Consider the following 16,550-nt stretch of genomic DNA (forward strand, 5'->3'; position numbering starts at 1 on the left):
CTCTTGCTCTATTTTTATTTAATATGCTGCTGTAGGAAATCATAGGCCTTTTTAGCATACTGAAACGGGGAAGCTTTAGCTGGATCCTGTTCTGCTTCAACAATCATCCAACCTGAATATTGATGTTTTTGCAGCATTTGCATAATGGGAGCAAATTCAATGGCACCATCTCCAGGAACCGTAAATACACCAGTGCGTACGGCGTCCATAAAGTTCATATGTTCACTCTTAACTTTGTTGAGGATTTCGGCACGAACATCCTTTAGATGAACATAGCCAATACGATCATTGTATTTATTGATTAAAGCAAGTGAATCAATATCTGCACATGCAGCATGGCCGGTATCAAGTAATAACGAAATCAATTGAGGACTCGTATTTTCCATTAAATAATCGATTTCCTGTTCATAAAAAACGCCTGTTCCTGCATGATAGTGATAAACAAGCTGCATATCAAAATCATAAGCAATCCGGCCAATAGTATGTAATCCTTGAATCAGTTTTTCCCACTGCTCTTCATTAAACTCCGGTTTATGAGGACTTAAAATAGGCCAATCTGTTCCTTGGATAGAGTGCCCGCATTCACACACATTAATAAAGGATGCACCCATAGCGCGCATAAAGCTCAAATGCTCCATAAATCGGGATAAAGTATGTCCATGCTGTTCTGGCTCAGTAAAAAAAGTACTGAACCAGGCACTTGATAAGTGTAATCCACGGTCACTTAAAGCCTTTTTTAAAACAGAAACTTCACGAGGATACTTATTACCCAGTTCTGTACCTATGTAACCCGCCTCTGACATTTCCCTAATGCATTGTTCAAAACTAATCTCTTTCCCTAATTCGGGATCGTCATCATTGCACCAGTTAATTGGTGCAATTCCCAGTTTAATGTGCATACCTATTCCTTAACCTTAATATTCTCTAACCTGTTTCAATTGCTTTTGCATCATGTGATGCGCTTTAGTTACTTCTTCAGAGTTAGATACCTCTGCCACCCCTACACGCCACCAAGTTTGATAGCCATTACTCATGGTTTTAGGCAATATGGGTAAGACAATTACTGAAGAACATGGATCACTTCGCGCAGTATCCATAGCAACGACCAGCTGCTCATAAGAATCCGCAAAAAAAGTTTTAGCACCTAGCCCTTCAGCATATTTGCAAAAATCGATTGCCAAATAATCTCCAGAAAGCCTTTTGGTTTTTTCTTCTCGATAGCGGAACTCATTGCCAAAACCTTGACTGCCCTGGCTTTCTTGTAAATTTCTAATGCATTGAAAACCATGATTATTAAAAAGAACGATGGTTATTTTCTTGTGTTCCTGGATGCTGGTAAGCAACTCTGAATGCATCATCACAAAGCTGCCATCTCCAACCAAAACATACACTTCGCCGGGAGTATTTTCTTTAGCTAACCTTACCCCTAAACCTGCAGCAACTTCATAGCCCATGCAAGAGTAAGCATATTCCAGATGATAATCTTTAGGCTTTTTGGATTTCCACAGCCGATGCAAATCTCCAGGTAAGCTTCCTGCTGCGCAGATAATAACATCATCTTCTGTCACCATTTCATTTAACAAACTGATGACTCTGGTTTGTGATAAACCATCTGTTACAGTATGCGTTGCGGTACCAATTCGTTTTACTTCTTTCTGCCATTCATTTTGATAGTACTGCACGCATTGTTGATATTCTTTAGATGTTTGATAAGCCCCTAATTTTTTCCCTAATTGTTCTAAGCCTGTTTTTGCATCCCCCTTCAACATCAAACCATTCATTTTGATTGCATCGAAACGGGAGACATTAAGATGAATGATTTGGCATGCTTCATTTCTAAAACCCCATTTAGACGCAGTAGTGAAATCTTGTAGACGCGAGCCAATCACTAAAACCACGTCCGCTTGTGCCGCCAGAATATTAGCTGCTTCAGAACCAGTGACACCTATTCCACCTACATTCATACAGTGGCTGTCTGGCAAAGCACTTTTTCCAGCCTGAGTTTCGGCAACTGGGATTTTATGGTGTTCTGCAAATTGAGATAAAACTTCTGTTGCAAATGAATAATGAACACCACCTCCAGAAATAATAAATGGTTTTTTTGCTTTAAAAATAAGTTGCACTGCTTCATCCAGAGCGCGCTCACTAACAGGCTCTCGATCTATATACCAAAAACGTTTTTCAAAAAAAGAATGCTCATAATCATACGCTTCGGATTGCACATCCTGTGGTAAACATAAGGTGACCGTACCTGTTTCAACAGGATCCGTAAGCACTCTCATTGCATTGATGCATGCTGTCATCAATTGTTCAGGCCGAGCAATTCGGTCCCAATATTTACTCACCGGCTTGAAACAGTCATTCACAGACAAGGTATAATCATGTGATACCTCAAGTTGTTGCAATACGGGATCGGGTTGTCTGCAACTGAAAATATCTCCCGGCAGCAACAAGAGGGGAATTCTGTTTGTGGTTGCTGTAGCTGCTGCGGTAATCATATTGGTAGCACCTGGACCTATAGAGGAAGTACAGGCAAAAATGCTTAATCTGTTTTTTTGTTTTGCATAAGCTGTTGCTGCGTGTGCCATCCCTTGTTCGTTATGTCCCTGATAATAAGTCAAGCCGTAATTGTCATACTCAAGCGCTTCACCTAAACCCGTCACATTCCCATGCCCAAAAATTCCAAATACTCCCGCAATAAACTGATGGGCGTTACCATCCAGCACTACGTATTGATTTGCCAAAAACCGCAATAAAGCCTGAGCCATTGTCAATCTAATTTTCATGAAAATTATTCCTTGAAATTATTATTTTTCCAGACTTGACTGCCGTCCTGCTTCCTACCTCCCGCGACTTGTTCGCGGGATCCAGTGTTACTGGACAAACTAGACTCCGCGGATAACCCCGTGACCAAGTCATGGGGGCAGTGCGTAGGCTGGTTGCAACGGCGGTCGAGGCCTGTTTTCCATACCCTGTTATTTGCCTTATGCGTTCTTGTCCATTCATGCTCTTTGATAAAAGTCGGTGTCGTATAAGGGTTCTCTTTTAAATGACGAATAAACCAAAGTGTATAAAGGGCATATCCTGGAGCAGCACAATGAGCATGGGTCTGGCCATTAGCAATTCGATACGTATCATAATTTTCAATACGTAAAACTTCTTTCCCATTCTCACCAAACGCATAGCCTTGTGGTTCTGTAAAACGGTAATGATAGATTTCAGGTTGCTCATGATAATGGGAAGGATAACTTGACCATCGTCCTTGAAAAGTAATAATTTCTCCAACGACCAAATTAGACTCGGGTCTGTTGCGCTTATCAAATACAGTCCTCACGATGCGATAGGAGCTATCGTCTAAAATGTCCTTCCCTCGATTATCTAACTCCAAAAGATTGGATTGATTAAATAATAAAGGAGCAAATGAAGCATAATTCTCTGTCTCAATCAACAAAATTTCACAATCAGTCAAAGCATCCACAGAAGCTCTTGATCCTGCAGGGCAATGCAAGACGATAGGCTCCTGAGAAAAATAATCGTATCGTGCTGCGTGTTGGCTTTGATGTGCATAATGAAATACTACTTTCCCCGTCATTAATAAGGCAGCAAATTCATAACCCTCATTAAATAAGTAGCTTTGCCCTGCATCTAATTTAATCGAACTAAAACTCATACCATCGGATAAGGAATCCAGAGTGACAATGGTATTTAATCCTTGCTTGAAACCTTGGGAATTTTTAATAAGCATCTGAGAATTATGCTGATTATGCTTTTGATGTAATTGCCTCAAACGCGCACTGTTCCAAATTTGTGGTTCTTCATCAAAATGTTGAATAAAATAGTCCAGCTCTTCTTTATAGGGGATTGCTGGGGCACAACCATGGCGAGTGACTACCAAAGCTCCGCTGGCATTTGCATAGGTAGTAGCGGCCTCCCAGGATTTTCCTCGCAAAAGAGCGGATAAGAGGCCAGCCATAAATCCATCGCCAGCCCCAAGCACATTAAGTATTTCCACAGGAAACGGCTTAGATTGTAAATGCTGGCTGTTGTTGGCAAAATGAACCGCACAACCTTTCTCTCCACGCTTTATCACCACGGGTGCCTGAGTCAATTCCCTTATTTTCTCTAATGCATCATAGACTTCCTCACATCCGCCTGCGATACAAATTTCCTCCTCAGTCCCTACGATTAAATCACAATGAGATAAAATACGTTGATAGATTTTACTTACTTTCTGGCTATGGCGATATCGCGTTTCCCCATCTCCTAATGCTGTTAATCCCCAAAGAACGGGACGATAATCCAGGTCAAGAACTATTGCTGTTTCAGCTTTTCTTGCAAGATGGACAACCTCTTCAGTAGTTTGTAACATTGCATCTGTAGATAATCCTGTACCCGTTATTAGAATTGCTTTCGCCTGTTGCAATACATTCTGGCTTATTTGCTGTGACTTAATTTGCATGTCCGCACAATCAGTACGATAAAACATCAAAGGAAATTCATGAGGAGGCTTAATACCCAGCAACACAAGTCCTGTTAAATGATTTTCAGTGGTCTGCAACAAATCGGTATTAACTCCTTCGGCGTGTAATTCATTTTTTAAAAAACACCCCATTTCATCGTGCCCCACACAAGAAAACATCATGCATTCCAGGCCAAGACGGGCAGCGCCCACCGCAATGTTCCCTGCACAGCCCCCTAGATATTTTTTAAAGCTCTGAGCGTCGCTAAGCGATACACCAATTTGTTCCGCATACAGATCAACTGCTACCCGGCCCATGCAAATCAAATCCACGGTTCGATTTGCATCAAAGTAAAATGATGGATAAGTCATGTCATCCTCAGCTCAAAAAAACAGGTAATTTAGTAACTAAAGAGTGTTTCGCAGCTTGAGCTATACGCAAAGCTTGCAACCCATCTCTTCCAGAAACAGGGCTAGGTTTATTATGCAGCCATGCATCATAAAATGAATTTAACTCCGCTCTAAAAGCCTGATGATAACGTTCAAGGAAAAAATATTCTGGATTGGCTTGTTCTGTGCAGGTATTCGCATAATGAAGCACTGAATGTTTCAGTTGATTATTGGCCAACAACATTCCTTCTTTTCCGAACACTTCAATCCGTTGATCATATCCATAAACTGCCTGGCGGCTGTTATCAATCACGCCCATAGCGCCATTAGCAAAACGCATTTGTATGATTGCAGTATCCACATCATCCAATGCTTCAAAATCAGGATTAATTAGTACTGCACCCGTTGCATACACTTCAATGACTTCCGATTGGGTTAAAAAACGAGCCATATCAAAATCATGAATGGTCATGTCCATAAACAGGCCACCTGAGGTGGCACAATATTCCTTGCTAGGACAGACAGGGTCACGAGACGTAATCTTAACAAGATGAACTGCACCAATTTCACCTGCCTGAACCTGTTGTTGCAGTTGGGCAAAACTGGGATCAAAACGTCGATTAAAACCGAGCTGCAATAAGGTATTGTTTGTCTGTACTGTGTGTAACGCATCCAAAATTTCTTTTTCATTCAAACCTATTGGTTTCTCACAAAATATCGCTTTACCTTCTTCGCTCGCAGCTTTAATCTGCTCCACATGTAAATTCGAAGGTGAAGCAATCAGGATTGCATCCAGATGTTGATGAAACAGTACGTCTTCAAAATAAGTGTATTGACCTGTAATCGCCAATTTATCTGCCCATTCCTTATCCAGGTTAGGATCTGCAATGGCGAGTAATTCATATTGTGGTAAATAATATTTGATATTCTCTGCATGCAACTTACCGATTCGTCCTGCACCAATGATACCTATGCGACATTTTCTTTGTTGATTTGCATCATCCATTTTTAATCTCTCACTAATTCAAATTCGTTTGTTTTTATTTCTGATAATGGTTTGCCAATGTCTCTGATTCTTTTACCTGACATCAAGTTTTTCTCTATTTTTTCCAAAGAAGTACCGGTCGTCTCCGGTATAAAATGATATATAAAGAAAAAAGCCAGCAAACATAATGCACCAAATAAAGCAAAAGTAAGTCCTTCTCCTAAATTTTGATAAATCGCTAAAAAAGATATAGACACCACAAAATTAGCACCCCATTGGGCCACTGTGGCAATGCTCATCGCCAGACCACGTACCGATGTAGGATAAATTTCAGAGATCAAAACCCAAAATAAAGAGCCTACACTAATGCAATAACCCATAACGTATGTTGATAAGGAACCCAATATCCATAATTTTTGACCAGGTAATTCCGTATTAAATAACAAGCTCACTGCAAAAAGGCTCAGTGCAGCGATCATTGCACCGCTTAATAATAAGAACCGCCGGCCTAATTTATCGATATAAAACAAAGTAAGTAATGTAAATAAAAAATTAACCGCCCCCATACAAAAGGTAGCCAAAATGGCATTCGAAACTGGATAAAAACCTGCCGATTCAAAAATAACTGGTCCGTAATACATCACTGCATTAATTCCAGAGAACTGCTGAAATATTCCCAAAACAATACCAACCAAGAGAACAAAAACAATTGGGGATCTGAACAATAAATTATGATTCGGTTGAGTTTGTTGTATATTGCTCTGAATCTCTTCGACTTCTTTTTGAATATCATAACCTGACGGACGAATACGTTTTAAAATGTGTAAGGTTTTATCCATTCCATATTTCTTCATGAGCCAACGCGGTGAATGGGGAACAAAATGCATCCCTGTAAATAAAACCAGGGCAGGGATACTCCCCATCGCAAATAAGAGTCGCCAGCTGTTTACCGAGTAGTCATGAAAAAAATAACCGATTAAATACGCTATTGCCTGACCAAAAGTAATTGTTAATCCATTAATCAACACTAAAGTTCCTCTTCGGTTGGGAGGAGCAATTTCCGCAATAAATAATGGAGCAATATAAGAAGCAATTCCGATGCAAATACCGATGATAAACCGACCAATTAATAACAGAATGAAGTCATGTGTGATTGCACATAGCGCAGTCCCTAAAATAAACCCCATAGCGACTGTTTTGAGTAGAAAACGCCGACTTAGTTTATCGGCAAAGAAACCACTTAAAGGGATACCAAGAACACAACCAAGTATACTAATACTCACTACCTGAGACCATTGCCATTCCGAAAGCAACAATTGGGCCATCACCTGATCTTTAACATCGGCGATCACGCTGGAATCAAAACCAAATAAAAAGCCGCCAAATCCAGCAATCAGGGCGACAAAAAAAACAAATGAATTGACTCCTGCATTCATAGTATCACCTTCCCTAGCTCATACTTAATGGTTGGTGATGTTATCATTCTCCATGTTGAATAAACAGATGGGAATCTCGAGAATAAACAATTTTCCAGCGAGGTATATTTAATTACAATTATCCCGACTTCCCGCGGCTTGTCCCTGAACGATCGTCAGTTTTTTTAAATTTATCATGTAGCACTTAAGTTTCTCTACGTACTGCTTTCCTACGTACCGCGCTTTATGCGCGGTATCCAGAACGATATTTTAAGATGCCGCTGAGCATTTCTAGAGCAAGATCCCCTGGATACCGCGCATAAAGCGCGGTACGTAGACGAAGAAATTAAGCGCGGTAGGTAGGCGAAAAATTTAGTGGAGGTTTCTCAAAACTGACGATACCGCAGGTATACAGACCCTGAACGATCGTCAGTTTTTTAAATTTATCATGTACCACTTAAGTTTCTCTACGTACTGCTTTAAATTTCTCTACGTACCGCGCTTTATGCCTGAGAGATGGTCACTTTTTGTGACCATCTCTCAGGGCTTGTCCGCGGGATCCAGAAGATCTGCGCTAAAACACTGGACCCCGCGGACAAGCCTCGGGGAGTAGGGAAGATGTGATCAAGAGACAGCTGCAAGCAGCTGTGCTACGTTTGCTCCCATTAATCAAGTAGCAACTGCTTTTTTATTTCTCTATAGATATTCCTTGATGAAATACCATCCGCCATGAACCATTCTTTCTTCGCCAAATTGAAATACGTCGTGCACGTTTACTTTCGGAAAAGTGGTTTTGTTGCATCTCGCTCAGGTAGGTTAATAAAACCACATCTTCTGTCAAGAATTTTGCCTCAAACTCCATGCCTTTTGCTTCAGAATAATCCTCTAATGACAACCATCGGGCTGCTTCATTTTTATCATGGATTTGGCCGTTACTCCCATATTCAATAAATTCATCATCGATTAAATTGATTAAAATATCGACCGAATCACTCTTGGCAAGCAACTGTTTTTCATGATTAATAATTTGGCTTACAATTAACTCCATGAATTATTTCCTCTCGAGTCAATTTACATAGTTAGTTAGGAATCGTATACGCTATTTACACAAATTTTTATCAAAAAATATGATAATATGTAAAAATGAGTGATGCAAAATAAGAAATCATCTCCACTATGAAATGTATTTTCTAGGATTTTATACTTTTCTTAAACACTTTATAAAAGCTATATTTTAAAAAAGCCTTTTTTCCTTTACCAAGGTTAAGTTATGAAAAAAAAGCGGATTATTATCGGCATTACTGGAGCTTCTGGAATTATTTATGGGATCCGTCTGTTGGAGTTATTAAGCAATACAGAGTATGAAACTCATTTGATAGTATCCAAAGCCGCCCAACAAACTCGCGCCTATGAATCCGAACTTTCTGCAACAGACCTTCATCATCTTGCAGATAAGCATTATCCAATTCATGATATCGCCGCATGCATTTCGAGTGGTTCTTATATTACTTCGGGCATGATCATTGCGCCGTGTTCCATGCGAACTTTAGCAGACATTGCTTGTGGAACAACCTCTAATTTATTAACCCGCGCAGCAGATGTTATTTTAAAAGAACGCAGACGCTTGGTATTAATGGTTCGTGAAACTCCTCTGCATCTTGGCCATATTGAAAATATGAAACGGGCGACAGAAATAGGTGCTATTATTGCTCCTCCGGTGCCTGCGTTTTATAATAATCCTCAAACAATCGATGATCTTGTTACTCATAGCGTTGGACGCGTTCTTGATTTATTTGATATAGAACTCAATTGCATTAACCGTTGGGATGAAAAAGAAAAAAAGGGTTCTGAATAGGGAGATTAATGTAAGATAATTTAATTATCTTTCGTTGCAGGAAAATTGGCTTGATTTTTGGGTTCGTATTATGCAGAAAAAAACTGAGAATGTTATGATCGGGAGGGTTAAATTATCTCCTATTCAAAGTTCTGGGGATTGCGGCTATCATGTCGTGATCATTGGACTCCTTTATTTAGCCCTAAAAGCCACTGAAGATGCGAAAATAGCATCTACGATTAATTCAAGCAATGCAATAAGCAAACTATTATCTACTCACCCTAATTCGTTCAAATGTCTTGAAAGACCATTTAAAACCAACCAAGAATGCCTGTTGAATTATTTAGATGCCATGGCCGTCCCAGGTTTTGAACAACTCTCTTTTTCTGAAATTTTATCTCATGTTACATTACAATTAAAACAAATAAATTCCGGCTCAGATTGGCTGCAAGAGCGTATTAAAAATGAAATAAAAAGCGGTTTATGGTTAGAAACCAATCGAGCATGGGAAAAATTATCTTCATTCAAAAATATAATGAAAAAAATTCAAATGAAAGCAGATAAGCTTTATGAAAAAGCAACTGCAATCAAGAGTGATATTTCTAATAACGAACAACTTCTTGAAATTATATTCCAAGCACAAATTGAAGCGTGTGATGCCTTAACCGAGGACGAGTTAACCGCCTCATCTAAGGAAGTAATTTCTCATTTTTATACAAAAGATGCACCGAAAGCTTGGCTGGATGATGAGTTTCTCAAATGTTTAGTCACTCATTTATTAGGCTCATCAGATATTATGTTTGATAAAAATGCCATCCAAATAACTGGGAAAGGCCCCAGCAATAATCATTGGTACCTAGAACTTCCTAATGATAAATGGACGCAAAAATTTATTTCAATCTATAAAACAGGTTATCATTCGGGGCTTACTCTGATACTACCAGGAACCCAAGTTGAAGTTGTTTTATCGAGTTATAGTTCTCTATTTCCACCTGTATCGACGATCGATAAAAAACGTCAGTCTGAAGATCCCACAACGACTCTATGTAATAACTAAAATACATTTAGGTTGGTAGGCTTTTATTTTTATTCATTTCAAAATCATCCAGTACTTCGGATTTATCATGAGTTGCGGGTTTTTCTTTACTTGACTGGAAGGATAAACTCGAACTAATCAATGATGATGTAGATATTTTATCTTTCCTTGATTCAATCTCTTTTTCAACTTTTTTGATTTTTTCATTCAGCGCGACAATAGATTTTTGCGTCATACATAAATTGGTATAGTCCGAAAGATTGTCTTCACTAGCTGCTACAATAGGCATTAAAACCTCATCTATCGTTGCTTGAAGGGGCGGTTCTTTCTCAAAACAACTTAAGCCTGAAAGTCCAATCAATACCTCTTCCGGAAAAGAGGAATCAAGATATTTCGCATAAAGACCAGAAGCGATTTCTTTAAATTTCATGATCAATTGTTGTTGGGCTTTAAGTAAGTCTTCATGCTCTTGTATCAGAGGAGAAAGATCATCTAAGTTGCTATCTTTTACTCGATACACTTCAATTTCTTTAAGATCCTTACTCGGCCCTGAATTTACGGTTTTTAATAAAGAGTCCGATATCTCACCATTAGGAACATCGACATACCAGTGTATTTGTGAAGGACCATCACTGGTAATTTGAATTCTTTTAGGATCAAAAAACAAATTATCGGACCCGGGGAACAGTTGTTTCGAAAAATATTTTAAAAATTCAGCGTCAAGCCAGGCTTTCTCAGAACCAGGACCATAATATTTTTCAATGACTGCCTTGGACATACTTTTTAATGTTTCTTCATTTAATTCTTTAAAAATCTCCACTGTAGCTTGGAATCGCAACGCTCCTGCCTCATCTGCGGTGACATCCTTGCCATTGGAAAGCATCAGCATTTTATCTAAAATTTTTTCATTTAAACGTTTAAATGGTGGCAGATCCATCCATTTTTGGTTATCAAATACCCACGCGCCTTCATGTATTGTTTTATTAAAATAATCCAATCCCCAATCCGAAGTGACAAGCGAGCGACGTATCCCATTACTGAACTCATTCAATACCTCTCTAAAAGAAATCCTATCCCATCCGGAAGCATTAAGCCCTATGAATATGTTCTCAATAGTTTCCATATTATTAGAACCCGTCATTCTACTGAGCAGTGGCATATGGGAGAAAATGGTCGTTAACACTTTACTATTATTAATTGTTGCGGCGAGTGCTTTATCTGTTTTAGCTTGCATTCCAAGATACAACAAACATACACATACTGCATAATAACCACAATCTCCTGCATCATATGGGGGTTCAAGTTTAGAACGTTTGCTCACAGGGAGTTCTTTTGTAACATTTGCTTTGCTTCTCATACAACAACCACGAGATGGATTACAATTATTCAAATTATAGTATAGTTGATCTTTTTGTCATTTTTTATCACAGGCCGTCTTATGGTCTTTCTTTATGGCTTATTTAATGCATGTCATTACCTTACCTTCCTTGTTGTCGCAGTTGCCTTGGATACTCTCCATGCCAACAGGAACGATTGAATTATCGGCTACAAGGACACGTCCAGTGTCGTCAATTCCTCCTTGATTGAAAGGAACCATACGGCAATGGCTCTGAAAATGCATATTTGATATCTCTCATTGAGTTCTGTTCCCTGGTATTCTTGTGATAGAGTAGATCAACAATCAGAAACATAAATTAAGACAACGTTACAGCCAGCCAATTTTCAGTGATTTCTTAACAAGGAATGAAAAATGATGACGCGCCAATTATTTAGAAAAATTCTCACTATTTTTTATCTCTGGGCAGCTGTAATATCACTTGCTTCGTGCACAAAAGCTGCCAACTCTGACCCACAAATTGGGGAAGAATATGGTACAAACGAGCCGGGCTGGCGTTAAACGCGCATTGAACTGGAAGGGAAATTCGCATCTTATGAGAACTTTCTTGTTATTGTTTACTTTTTTATATTGCATCGCTACTCAAGCACAACCCCTGCTTGCATTTGAGCGTGATGGTTCCATTTGGACTGCCAAAATGGATGGAAGCGATGCTCAAAAAATTACCGAGGGTTCCATTCCCGAAATTTCGCCTGACGGAAAATACATTGCCTATAATGTAGTAAATAAATCAGGAAGCCGCTATCTGGCTATAATTGAACTTAAATCGGGTAAGGTACAACAATTAAAGAATATACCCTCTGCAAACAGCTTTAATCCAGTATGGTCTCCAGATGGTAACAAGCTGCTCTTTAATACCTTTATCAATCATAATTGGCATCTGGCATTAATCCACGCTGATGGCAGCGGTTATTACCTCATAAAGAATACCCAGAATGAATATAGCCCGACATGGGCGAAGGATGGAGCATCTTTTTTTAGCCAGGACCTGGATGCAATTTACTGGATGGATTTTAAAGGGAACCTAATAAAGAAATGGATTATCCATGAAATTATCCCGCAGGGCAGCATGAGCAGTGCTTCTCGCCTCCACATCTCTCCTGATGGAAAAACACTAATTATGGATGTGGATATGAATGAAGCGATTCTGAAAAATTGGAATGAACCACCGCCCGCACTCTGGACCCTCAATCTGGAATCAGGAGAAACTACCCGAATTACGCCCAAAGGGATTCCCGCATGGAGTCCTTTTTGGATCAACTCAGAAGAGTTTATTTTCTTAACACAAAGAATAAACGAGAAAACTCCTGGGTTATATCGCGGTTCGCTAAAAAGTCCATCTAAGGTGCGCTTACTAAAGAATGTTCAAACACCAAGCGTTTCGAGATAAGAATCCATTACCATGTTTTTTCCTAGAGCTGTTTCAGTATCACCGTATTTTTAGGCCTGATACGCTACATAATTCATGGATTTTTGCTCATTTTTTAGAATATACGTACACCTGCAACTCCCCAATCCATACTCATTTTTTAACGTCTTCGTTACCAAAAAACTGCCATATTTTGTACTGAATTAAAAATTTTCGAACAAAATGCGTATATAATTATAATAATATGATTAAGTTTATGAAGAGATGTATACGCTCTCCAAGCAGAATATCAAACCGATGAAGAACTCTTCGAGAATTCAGGGCTTACCCATTTTCAATGCCTCAACAACATAAGTTCATTCCCTAATATAGATTATGTTGGAAAACTCCAAGAAGGGTTGGAAATAGAAGTGCATCCAGTTAGTGCGAGGTGACACGTATGCTTACTCGGATAGAAGTGGTAATGGATAGTGGTGGGACTATTGCTGAAGCCGGGTCTCAGAAAGAACATTTTACCAATGGCTTTGGAGGATGTACTGCATTTCATGCCAAAACTGACTCGGGATTATACGGACTTTATCATCTAAGCGGAACTTCAGACCGAAAACCACAGATGGTGGAAAATGCTACAGATACCAATGAGCCCTTTAGAGATTGGATTCAGGCTTTAGCTTTAGCATTAAAAGAGCATCACTCAGGACAAATCCTCCATTTTGAGATTGGCACCCCTTGGCTTTTTGGTAACAACACCAAAATTAAGGAGAGCCATCCTCAATTGGGGATGGAGCGCTATTTAAAGGGGCTCTGTGCCAAATATGGAATTGAACATTACGATATTACCTTAATTAATATGATTGGAGTTGAGAGCATCGTTGTTTCAGAAAAAGGGATGACGTGCTATGGCTCTAATGAACAAAAAACGAACGTTTGCCCAGCAAAATATCAAACTGATGCGGAGATATTTGAACATTTGGGTTGGACAAATGAACAATGCCTTCGATATGTTACTGCAGACAACAATGTAGATTTCGACGGAAAGCTGCGAGAAAAATATCAAACTCGATGCAATGCAGAACAGATGGCTAAAATGAAAAAAGAAATGGAACTCCAACGAAAAGAGATAGAAAACCAGAAAATGGAGAAAGTACAAGAAATAAAAGGATCTCTATTAAGTGAGATAAAAGTCCTAGTCAATAAATACCAACTTCAACTTGAAAAAGAACCCAAAGAAGATATCAACGCATTTAATCAATGCGTCTTCTTAGAAGAGTTATACCAAGCGGTGGAATCCAATGACTTGAGCTTATTACACGATATGAACGATCTCCCCTATTTTAAACAAGTGACAGAAGGTAACTCCCTGCTTTCTTTCTTTTCAGAAAAAACCGAAATTGGTAACCTTTTTGATAAAGCAGAGGAACAGTTACTTCAAGTTCAGGCATTGTCCTCCGAAGAAGCCACTGACTATGGTTCAAGAACAGGCCCCAATGGAACAAGTTAATAAGTTAAGCACTAACGCATCGCTGACTCTCGAACTACAGCAAGCCCAATATGGAGCAAAAAGCAATTGGAGCTTATGGATGAACTGCGTCGTACTGTGCCAAAAATTGAAAGCTCAAATTTACCCATATATACAATGTAACAACCAATAGAGCTCTAATAAAATACATAAGCCTATTTTTCAAGGCTTATGTCCTTTTCACTCTTTATTTCCTAATAAATTGAATGGTTTTTCTGAAGAAAAATTTTAAATTGGAATACCCTATCCCCAGCATATTCCCAAAAAAAATATTTACCCCTAGAATAAAGAAATAAGCGGCTATTAAAAAAAGTGCATTATGGATGCTACAAAGAGGAAAAGCATTTTTGCTGGTTTATATGGAAATACTTTAGAGTGGTTCGATTTTCTTCTATATGCCAACTTTACCCCCTTATTTGCTCAATTATTCTTTCCCTCAGACGAGTATTTTGTTTCTCTTCTCCTTACCTTTGGGGTTTTTTCGGTGGGCTTTTTTATGCGTCCGTTAGGAGGGGTATTATTGGGACATTATGCAGATCAAATTGGCAGAAGAAAAACCCTGATTCTCTCAATATCTATTATGACATTTTCCACTGCATGTATTGCTTTAATTCCCGATTTTAATTCTATAGGAATTGTTTCTCCTTTATTATTTATTTTTTTTAGATTAATTCAAGGAGTTGCAGTAGGAGGAGAACTTCCTGGTTCAACCACTTTTCTTATTGAACATATGGCCGATCATCGGCGTGGTTTTGCGGGAAGCTTAGTATTAAGCACTGCTTTTCTAGGCATTTTTTTAGGTTCATTTACTGCCTCTTTACTTAGTGTTTTATTGACTGAAGACACCCTTCGCGCCTGGGGATGGCGTTTGGCTTATTTAATCGGTGCTTTACTGGGATTAATAGGCATTTATTTACGCCTTACGAGTGTTGAGCCCGCAACCTTTTTGAAAGCCAAACATACCACAGAACTTCCTGCAAAAATTGTGTTTTTCGGTTATTCGCGCAAATTAGTGTTAGCCATTATTTTTACGAGCATATTAGCAATGAGCAATTACCTACTCATCGCTTACATAACGAGTTTTCTAGTGAAATCAGAAGGATTTTTATTAAGAGATGCTTTAGTAGCTAACTTTATTGCGCTACTGGTTTTAACAATTTTAATTCCTTTGATGGGGTTATTATCGGATTACTTCGGTAGGAAGCCGATTTTTTTGTTGGGTGCACTGGGTATTTTCATTTGTATTTATCCCATATTCATTCTTTTTTCGAGTGGAATTTGGTGGCAAATACTCTTAGGAGAAATAGTCTTGGCTATCATACTTGCACCGTTGAATGCAGCGGTGCCTACTATGCTTGCAGAGATGTTTCCCACAGCGATTCGTGCTAGTGGCGTATCTATTGGATATAATATTGGGCAGGCAGTTTTTGGTGGGACAATGCCCTTAGTTTCCTTAACCTTGGTTGAGTTAACTGGAAATAAATATGCTCCTGCGTTCTATATTCTATTTTGGGTAATTATCGCAATAATTGCCGCTCGCTCTACGCGAGAGACTTATCTGGATAAGTTAGATTAAAATGCCGGCAAGTAGTCTTGCCCACCTATTTATGCTAGCTTTATAGAATGCCTACATAATTACTGACATGCGATGAACAATTGGATTATAAAAACTACCTTACTCAGCCTATTCCTTGTTTATTCAGCTCTGGGTTTTTCTGAAATCCATAGGGACAGTGTTTCTAAAGAAGAAGTAAATGGTACCTTCATTATGAAATTTCCTGCACCCCATAACGATCTTTCCAATACTTTGACAGTTCGTGCTCTTGGCAGCGGCAAAATTAATATTTCTTTTAATTTAATCTACCCATACGAGGTAAACGGTGAACTTCAAGCCAATACAGGGGAATTATCCGGTATCGCTCACATTAAAGGAGACACGGCGGTTTACTCCTCTTCTGAATATGGGCAATGTACCATTACCCTAACCTTCATCAAACCCGGAATGTTGTCTGTCAAGCAAGAAGGGTCTGATGCTGATTGTGGTTTGGGTCATAATGTTTATGCCGATGGAACTTATTATAAAAAACAAAAATAGAAGACTTTCTTGTATCCGAAGCGGTTTACCCATCAAACAGGATATTGATATA

15 protein-coding genes are annotated in these 16,550 nt (G+C 39.0%); 7 read left to right on the forward strand and 8 right to left on the reverse strand.

The features are described 5' to 3' along the window. Window positions 1-14 precede the first annotated feature (14 nt). The 6 genes from iolE to LXO92_RS00690 all read right to left on the reverse strand — a co-directional run bounded on the left by iolE (window position 15) and on the right by LXO92_RS00690 (window position 8,297). Window positions 15-899, reverse strand: coding sequence for a myo-inosose-2 dehydratase (gene iolE, locus LXO92_RS00665; protein ID WP_182350834.1), 885 nt, complete (start codon window positions 897-899; stop codon window positions 15-17). Window positions 900-914: 15 nt separating this feature from the next. Continuing rightward, window positions 915-2,786, reverse strand: a complete 1,872-nt coding sequence (gene iolD, locus LXO92_RS00670; protein ID WP_182350835.1) for a 3D-(3,5/4)-trihydroxycyclohexane-1,2-dione acylhydrolase (decyclizing) — start codon at window positions 2,784-2,786, stop codon at window positions 915-917. Between the two features lie 5 nt (window positions 2,787-2,791). Then, window positions 2,792-4,831, reverse strand: coding sequence for a 5-dehydro-2-deoxygluconokinase (gene iolC, locus LXO92_RS00675; protein ID WP_232890123.1), 2,040 nt, complete (start codon window positions 4,829-4,831; stop codon window positions 2,792-2,794). Window positions 4,832-4,838: 7 nt separating this feature from the next. Beyond that, window positions 4,839-5,855: an inositol 2-dehydrogenase gene (gene iolG, locus LXO92_RS00680; RefSeq protein ID WP_182350836.1), complete on the reverse strand. Its 1,017-nt coding sequence runs from the start codon at window positions 5,853-5,855 to the stop codon at window positions 4,839-4,841. 2 nt (window positions 5,856-5,857) lie between these two features. Then, on the reverse strand, window positions 5,858-7,270 hold the full coding sequence (locus LXO92_RS00685; protein ID WP_232890127.1) for a sugar porter family MFS transporter: 1,413 nt from the start codon (window positions 7,268-7,270) through the stop codon (window positions 5,858-5,860). A 667-nt stretch (window positions 7,271-7,937) separates the two neighbouring features. Then, entirely contained in the window at window positions 7,938-8,297 is a 360-nt protein-coding gene (locus LXO92_RS00690; RefSeq protein WP_182350838.1) for a DUF4440 domain-containing protein, read from the reverse strand. A 222-nt stretch (window positions 8,298-8,519) separates the two neighbouring features. Between LXO92_RS00690 and LXO92_RS00695 the strand changes: the two genes are divergently transcribed. Both LXO92_RS00695 and LXO92_RS00700 read left to right on the forward strand, forming a co-directional pair. Continuing rightward, window positions 8,520-9,104 (forward strand): UbiX family flavin prenyltransferase, encoded by a 585-nt coding sequence (locus tag LXO92_RS00695; protein WP_182350839.1) that lies wholly within the window; start codon window positions 8,520-8,522, stop codon window positions 9,102-9,104. A gap of 70 nt (window positions 9,105-9,174) precedes the next feature. Then, window positions 9,175-10,140 (forward strand): hypothetical protein, encoded by a 966-nt coding sequence (locus tag LXO92_RS00700; RefSeq protein ID WP_182350840.1) that lies wholly within the window; start codon window positions 9,175-9,177, stop codon window positions 10,138-10,140. Window positions 10,141-10,147: 7 nt separating this feature from the next. Here the strand turns inward: LXO92_RS00700 and LXO92_RS00705 are convergent, their stop codons facing one another. Beyond that, complete coding sequence (locus LXO92_RS00705; RefSeq protein WP_232890128.1) at window positions 10,148-11,476, reverse strand: hypothetical protein; 1,329 nt, start codon at window positions 11,474-11,476, stop codon at window positions 10,148-10,150. A gap of 99 nt (window positions 11,477-11,575) precedes the next feature. Continuing rightward, window positions 11,576-11,740, reverse strand: a complete 165-nt coding sequence (locus LXO92_RS00710; RefSeq protein WP_182350842.1) for a hypothetical protein — start codon at window positions 11,738-11,740, stop codon at window positions 11,576-11,578. 129 nt (window positions 11,741-11,869) lie between these two features. On the opposite strand from LXO92_RS00710, the gene LXO92_RS00715 reads away from it, so the two are divergent. The 5 genes from LXO92_RS00715 (at window position 11,870) to LXO92_RS00735 (ending at window position 16,498) form a co-directional block, all read left to right on the forward strand. Further along, entirely contained in the window at window positions 11,870-12,016 is a 147-nt protein-coding gene (locus LXO92_RS00715) for a hypothetical protein (protein WP_182350843.1), read from the forward strand. Window positions 12,017-12,050: 34 nt separating this feature from the next. Beyond that, complete coding sequence (locus LXO92_RS00720; RefSeq protein ID WP_232890129.1) at window positions 12,051-12,905, forward strand: TolB-like translocation protein; 855 nt, start codon at window positions 12,051-12,053, stop codon at window positions 12,903-12,905. Between the two features lie 418 nt (window positions 12,906-13,323). Next, the gene (locus tag LXO92_RS00725) at window positions 13,324-14,385 is read left to right on the forward strand and encodes a hypothetical protein (protein WP_232890131.1); all 1,062 of its coding nucleotides are present in this window, start codon (window positions 13,324-13,326) and stop codon (window positions 14,383-14,385) included. A gap of 337 nt (window positions 14,386-14,722) precedes the next feature. After that, window positions 14,723-15,979 carry an MFS transporter gene (locus LXO92_RS00730; protein ID WP_182350846.1) on the forward strand — a complete coding sequence of 419 codons (1,257 nt, stop codon included), beginning with the start codon at window positions 14,723-14,725 and terminating at the stop codon, window positions 15,977-15,979. Between the two features lie 72 nt (window positions 15,980-16,051). Then, window positions 16,052-16,498 (forward strand): hypothetical protein, encoded by a 447-nt coding sequence (locus LXO92_RS00735; RefSeq protein ID WP_232890133.1) that lies wholly within the window; start codon window positions 16,052-16,054, stop codon window positions 16,496-16,498. The last annotated feature ends 52 nt before the right edge of the window (window positions 16,499-16,550 follow it).

This window comes from Legionella resiliens, from assembly GCF_021344005.1.
GTDB lineage: Bacteria > Pseudomonadota > Gammaproteobacteria > Legionellales > Legionellaceae > Legionella > Legionella resiliens.